This window comes from Vibrio sp. D420a (genome assembly GCF_030248625.1).
GTDB lineage: Bacteria > Pseudomonadota > Gammaproteobacteria > Enterobacterales > Vibrionaceae > Vibrio > Vibrio fortis_A.
In genome coordinates this window covers 1-4,976 of sequence record NZ_JAHGAN010000068.1, presented here as the reverse complement: position 1 = coordinate 4,976, position 4,976 = coordinate 1, and the positions used below count along the sequence as shown (strand labels likewise).

The window sequence follows — 4,976 nt, the reverse complement described above, 5'->3', positions numbered from 1 at the left end:
AAGTCGGCACACTAATATTCTTTGTGCTTTTGTCCGTGCTAATGCTTCCTGTTAAAAAGCGCTGACACCAACAAATCAAATTGTGGTGCCCGGAGGCGGAATCGAACCACCGACACGAGGATTTTCAATCCTCTGCTCTACCGACTGAGCTATCCGGGCAACGGAGCGCTATTAAACGGATTTTCTGCATAACCGTCAACACCTTTTTTCAAAATAATTAAAAAAAACGTTCGTTAGTTGTTTTTTTATTCAAAAGTGAGGGTTAGGTTTTGCCTTGGTTAAACTCTTTTTTGAATTTTGTTACTTTTTCTAAGTATCTACGCGATTCTTTGTTGGGATGCTTTTTGGTTAATGCCCAATAAACTTGATTCGGTTGCAAAGAGTTAAGGTCATTCATTGCGCGCTTTCTATCGCGACTAAAGGTATTTAACACTCCTCCTGTGCCTCCGTTGTACGCAGAAATCATGCTGTACTCCAAGGTGGTCGGGTGTTGAACGTCTTTTAGGTAGCGATTTTTAAGGATGTAGAAATACGCAGTACCTGCATCAATGTTGTTTTCTGGATTAAATAAATATTCAGGGCTAGGTTCACCCGATTTATTTTTCACCAGCTTAAAGACATCGCGGCCAGCTGTTTTAGGGACGACCTGCATCAAACCATAGGCGTTAGCCCAACTAACGGCGTAGGGGTTAAAGCTACTCTCAGTTTTGATGATGGCGTAGATAAGATCTTCTGGGATGTCATAGCGCTTTGAAGCACGCTGAACGATGTCTGCGTATTTATAGCTTCGCTTACTCGCGTGATCGGCCACCATTGGGATCTCAACGTAATAGGCTTTTTTAAAGTCGACGTTCTTCGTTTTTAGGTTGTTTGCTATTAAGTAGTCAGCAAATCGATTGGCACGCCAAGTCCATTGAATAGGCTTTTTGTCTTGATCAACAACTTGGTTATAGAGGAACGGTTGGCCTTCCAGCTTGATGCTTTTAGAGGAGAATAGATCGACACTTGCTGGATCATCGGGTGTCAACAAGGTTGTCATGATCGCATCTTTTAGATGCTTTTTCGGCTCTGTCGATGAAACGGTTTCGACGGTAATTAGACCTTTTGAGAAGTTTACTTCTGAACGACTCAAGTAATTATCTATGTATTTCACATAGTTACTTTTACCTGCAATCTTTACTTCATTGCTGCCCCAACGTTTTTGGATGTTACCCGAGAAGCTATTGATGAGGGCATCGAGTGCGCCTGTATCTTTCTCGAATTGACCCGGTAGCTCCGCAAGGTTACCTGCAAAACGGTTGGTCGGTTCATAATTGACGTCATAAATGCTCTCAATGAACTCTCGGCTACAACCGGTAAGTAGCATAGCCGCTAGGAAGTAACTCAGCTTTTTCATAGGTCCTCATACAAAAATGACATCACAGCGCGAACCATGATGTCATTAAACTTGGTGTAAATAAATGTCTTATTCGCTTGGTGGTGTGTAGCCATCAATCACGACATCTTTACCTTCGAAAAGGAAGTTAACCATTTCTGTCTCAAGCAGTTTTCTGTGCTCAGGATCCATCATGTTTAGCTTCTTTTCATTGATAAGCATGGTCTGCTTGCTTTGCCATAGTGCCCATGCTTCTTTAGAAATATTGTCGAAAATACGCTTACCTAAGTCACCTGGGTAAAGTTGAAAATCTAAGCCTTCAGCATCTTTCTGTAGGCGAGCACAAAATACAGTGCGGCTCATAATGGTTCCTCTTGTCGTATTCGTCTGTTTAAACGTGATCGTTTAATTCAAAGGTTAGGCTTTCTAATAGCTGCTTAACAGGAGCAGCTAAGCCTATCTCTTCAGGTTTTGATAAGTTATACCAGAGACCCTTTGTCCCTTCCATTATCAAATCTGGTTGTTTGTCTAATTTTACTAAGACAGGGGTGATATCTAAGTGGTAATGGCTAAAGGTATGCCTAAACGCAATTAGAGTCTCTTGGTTTTCTATAGAAGCTGAGCCAATCGAGCGGATGTCGAGTTGGTGTTCAATCTCCTGATTTTCATGTTGAGGGAAACAGAACAGCCCTCCCCAGATGCCTGATTGCGGTCGTTGCTCCAACCAAACCTGATTGTCATGATAAAGAATCACAAACCAAGTCTCTTTTACAGGCTTCTCTTTCTTGGGCTTCTTACCCGGAAAGTCGAGCTGACGGTCTAGCTTGTTTGCCTCACACATAGATACAATTGGACATAACGTGCACTTCGGCTTGCTTCGAGTGCACACCATAGCGCCCATATCCATCATGGCTTGGTTGTACTTATCGACATCTTGTTTGGGAGTATTTGACTCAGCATGCTCCCAAAGCTGATTTTCAACCTTTTTCTGCCCCGGCCAACCTTCGACGGCAAAACTTCTTGCTAAGGTTCGTTTGACGTTGCCATCTAAAATCGCATGAGGCTGCTTATAGACAGATGATAGAACGGCTGCGGCGGTTGAGCGTCCAATGCCGGGTAGGGCGTTCATCTCTTCAATGTCGGTTGGAAACTCTCCACCATACTCAGTGGCAACAATCTTTGCGGCTTTGTGTAGATTACGCGCTCTTGCGTAGTAACCAAGGCCGGTCCAAAGGTGTAACACTTCATCTTGCTCTGCATTGGCAAGATCGATAACGGTTGGAAAGCGCTCCAGAAATCGTTGGTAATATGGGATCACGGTAGCGACTTGCGTCTGCTGGAGCATGATCTCAGAGAGCCAAACGGAGTAGGCGGTTTTGTTTTGTTGCCATGGGAGTTCTTTACGCCCATAGGCGTCATACCACTTTAATATGGCGGATGCGAAAGGAGTCACGACTTGCTCATTGCTTTGCTATTATTAGAAACGAAATTGCACCACACTTGTGGTTGGATGTAAAACAGACAAATTGTGTGGGAATTTATCAGCAGAAAGACTTGCACAGACGGCAATTCTTTGGATAATCCCCGCTTTGATTAATCAATGTGCAGGCAAAAATCAATGAGTGAAGTGACCACTAACGAATATACTGAAGACGGCAAACTGGTTCGTAAGATCCGCAGCTTTGTTCGCCGCGAAGGCCGCTTAACCAAAGGCCAAGAGAACGCGATGAACGAGTGTTGGCCAACTATGGGTATCGACTACAACCCAGAACTTCTAGATTGGAAAGAAGTTTTCGGTAACGATAACCCTGTAGTACTAGAGATCGGCTTTGGTATGGGTGCATCACTGGTTGAAATGGCGAAGAACGCACCAGAGAAAAACTTCTTAGGTATCGAAGTTCACAGCCCTGGTGTTGGTGCGTGTCTTGGTACTGCACGCGACGCTGGCGTAACTAACTTACGCGTGATGTGTCACGATGCGGTTGAAGTGTTCGAGCACATGATCCCAGATAGCAGCATTCATACGCTACAGCTATTCTTCCCAGACCCATGGCACAAAGCGCGTCACCACAAGCGTCGTATTGTTAAAGCCGAGTTTGCTGAGATGGTTCGCGCGAAGCTACACCTTGAAACTGGTATCTTCCACATGGCGACTGACTGGGAAAACTACGCAGAGCACATGATCGAAGTAATGAACGCTGCTCCAGGCTTCGAGAACATCGCAGAAGAGGGGGATTTCATTCCTCGTCCAGATGAGCGCCCGCTAACTAAGTTTGAAGCTCGTGGTCACCGTTTAGGTCACGGCGTATGGGATATTAAGTACAAGCGTACTAAGTAATTCAAAGCAAAGTGAGTCGGCTCAGTTACTGAGCGATTGCCCCTACACTTTGTAGTATTGATAAAAGCCAACATTGTTGTAATGTTGGCTTTTTTGTCCTTAGCTGATGAATAAATCAATGGTGTGAAACACCAGCCCTACAAGAATAACAATACAGAAGTACACAAGCATGAAACCGACACAAGCTATCTTGGCGGAGATTCTAGAAGAAGTTCGCCCTTTAATTGGCCAAGGGAAAGTGGCTGACTACATTCCGGCTCTAGCCAAAGTCTCGAATCAAAAGCTTGCTATTGCCGTTTACACCAATGAAGGTGAGGTGATCCAAGCGGGAGACGCAGAAGAAGCCTTTTCTATTCAATCTATCTCTAAAGCCTTAAGCTTGACCTTGGCCATGGTGCTCTATAAGCCCGAGGAGATCTGGCAGCGTGTAGGCAAAGAGCCTTCAGGCCAAGCGTTTAATTCCATGATTCAGCTAGAGATGGAGCAAGGTATTCCGCGCAATCCGTTTATCAATGCGGGTGCGATCGTGGTTTCAGATTTATTGCATAGCCGTCTATCTGCACCAAGACAGCGTTTGTTGGAGTTTGTACGTCAGCTTTCTGGTGATACGCATATCGTTTACGACAAGGTCGTTGCGGCTTCAGAGATGATGCACAGTGATCGCAATGCGGCGATTGCTTACTTGATGCGAGCATTTGGTAACTTCGACAATGAAGTGATTCCGGTATTGAACAACTACTTCCATGCTTGTGCGCTTAAAATGACTTGTGTCGACTTGGCGAAGACCTTTAGCTATCTAGCGAACAAAGGCACTTCAGTACAGACTCAGAAGCAGGTGATTACTCCAACTCAAACGAAACAGTTGAATGCATTGCTTGCGACTTGTGGCTTGTATGATGGTGCTGGTGAATTTGCGTATCGCGTTGGTATGCCGGGTAAATCTGGTGTAGGTGGCGGGATTATCGCTATCGTACCGGGCGAAATGACGATTGCTGTGTGGTCTCCGGAGCTTGATCCTTCTGGTAACTCATTGGCTGGTACTAAGGCATTAGAGTTGCTTTCAGAGCGTATTGGTCGTTCTATTTTTTAGAAGAAAGATGCGAGCATGGACTTCGTCCTATAGAGCGCTTCGCTGTGGTGTAGGTTAGAGATCCCCAACTCACTAGTTCCTCGTTCTTGGGGATGACGAAGTTAAGCTAGTGTTTCAATTACAAGTGACAGTATTTACCGTCATTCCCGATAGCGACGAAGGAGCGTAGTCGG

5 protein-coding genes and 1 tRNA gene are annotated in these 4,976 nt (G+C 45.0%); 2 read left to right on the top strand and 4 right to left on the bottom strand.

What is annotated here, in order from left to right; genetic code table 11:
• Positions 1-83: 83 nt before the first annotated feature.
• From KI743_RS23560 to mutY, 4 genes are all read right to left on the bottom strand, one after another.
• Positions 84-159: transfer RNA gene (locus KI743_RS23560), tRNA-Phe, on the bottom strand.
• A 103-nt stretch (positions 160-262) separates the two neighbouring features.
• Positions 263-1,396, bottom strand: a complete 1,134-nt coding sequence (gene mltC, locus KI743_RS23555; protein ID WP_032549861.1) for a membrane-bound lytic murein transglycosylase MltC — start codon at positions 1,394-1,396, stop codon at positions 263-265.
• A 69-nt stretch (positions 1,397-1,465) separates the two neighbouring features.
• Complete coding sequence (locus tag KI743_RS23550; RefSeq protein WP_032549860.1) at positions 1,466-1,738, bottom strand: oxidative damage protection protein; 273 nt, start codon at positions 1,736-1,738, stop codon at positions 1,466-1,468.
• A 28-nt stretch (positions 1,739-1,766) separates the two neighbouring features.
• Positions 1,767-2,828: an A/G-specific adenine glycosylase gene (gene mutY / locus KI743_RS23545; protein WP_285468491.1), complete on the bottom strand. Its 1,062-nt coding sequence runs from the start codon at positions 2,826-2,828 to the stop codon at positions 1,767-1,769.
• 165 nt (positions 2,829-2,993) lie between these two features.
• Between mutY and trmB the strand changes: the two genes are divergently transcribed.
• Both trmB and glsB read left to right on the top strand, forming a co-directional pair.
• Positions 2,994-3,713 (top strand): tRNA (guanosine(46)-N7)-methyltransferase TrmB, encoded by a 720-nt coding sequence (gene trmB / locus KI743_RS23540; RefSeq protein WP_032549858.1) that lies wholly within the window; start codon positions 2,994-2,996, stop codon positions 3,711-3,713.
• Between the two features lie 169 nt (positions 3,714-3,882).
• Positions 3,883-4,803 (top strand): glutaminase B, encoded by a 921-nt coding sequence (gene glsB / locus KI743_RS23535; RefSeq protein WP_150869313.1) that lies wholly within the window; start codon positions 3,883-3,885, stop codon positions 4,801-4,803.
• Positions 4,804-4,976 lie beyond the last annotated feature (173 nt).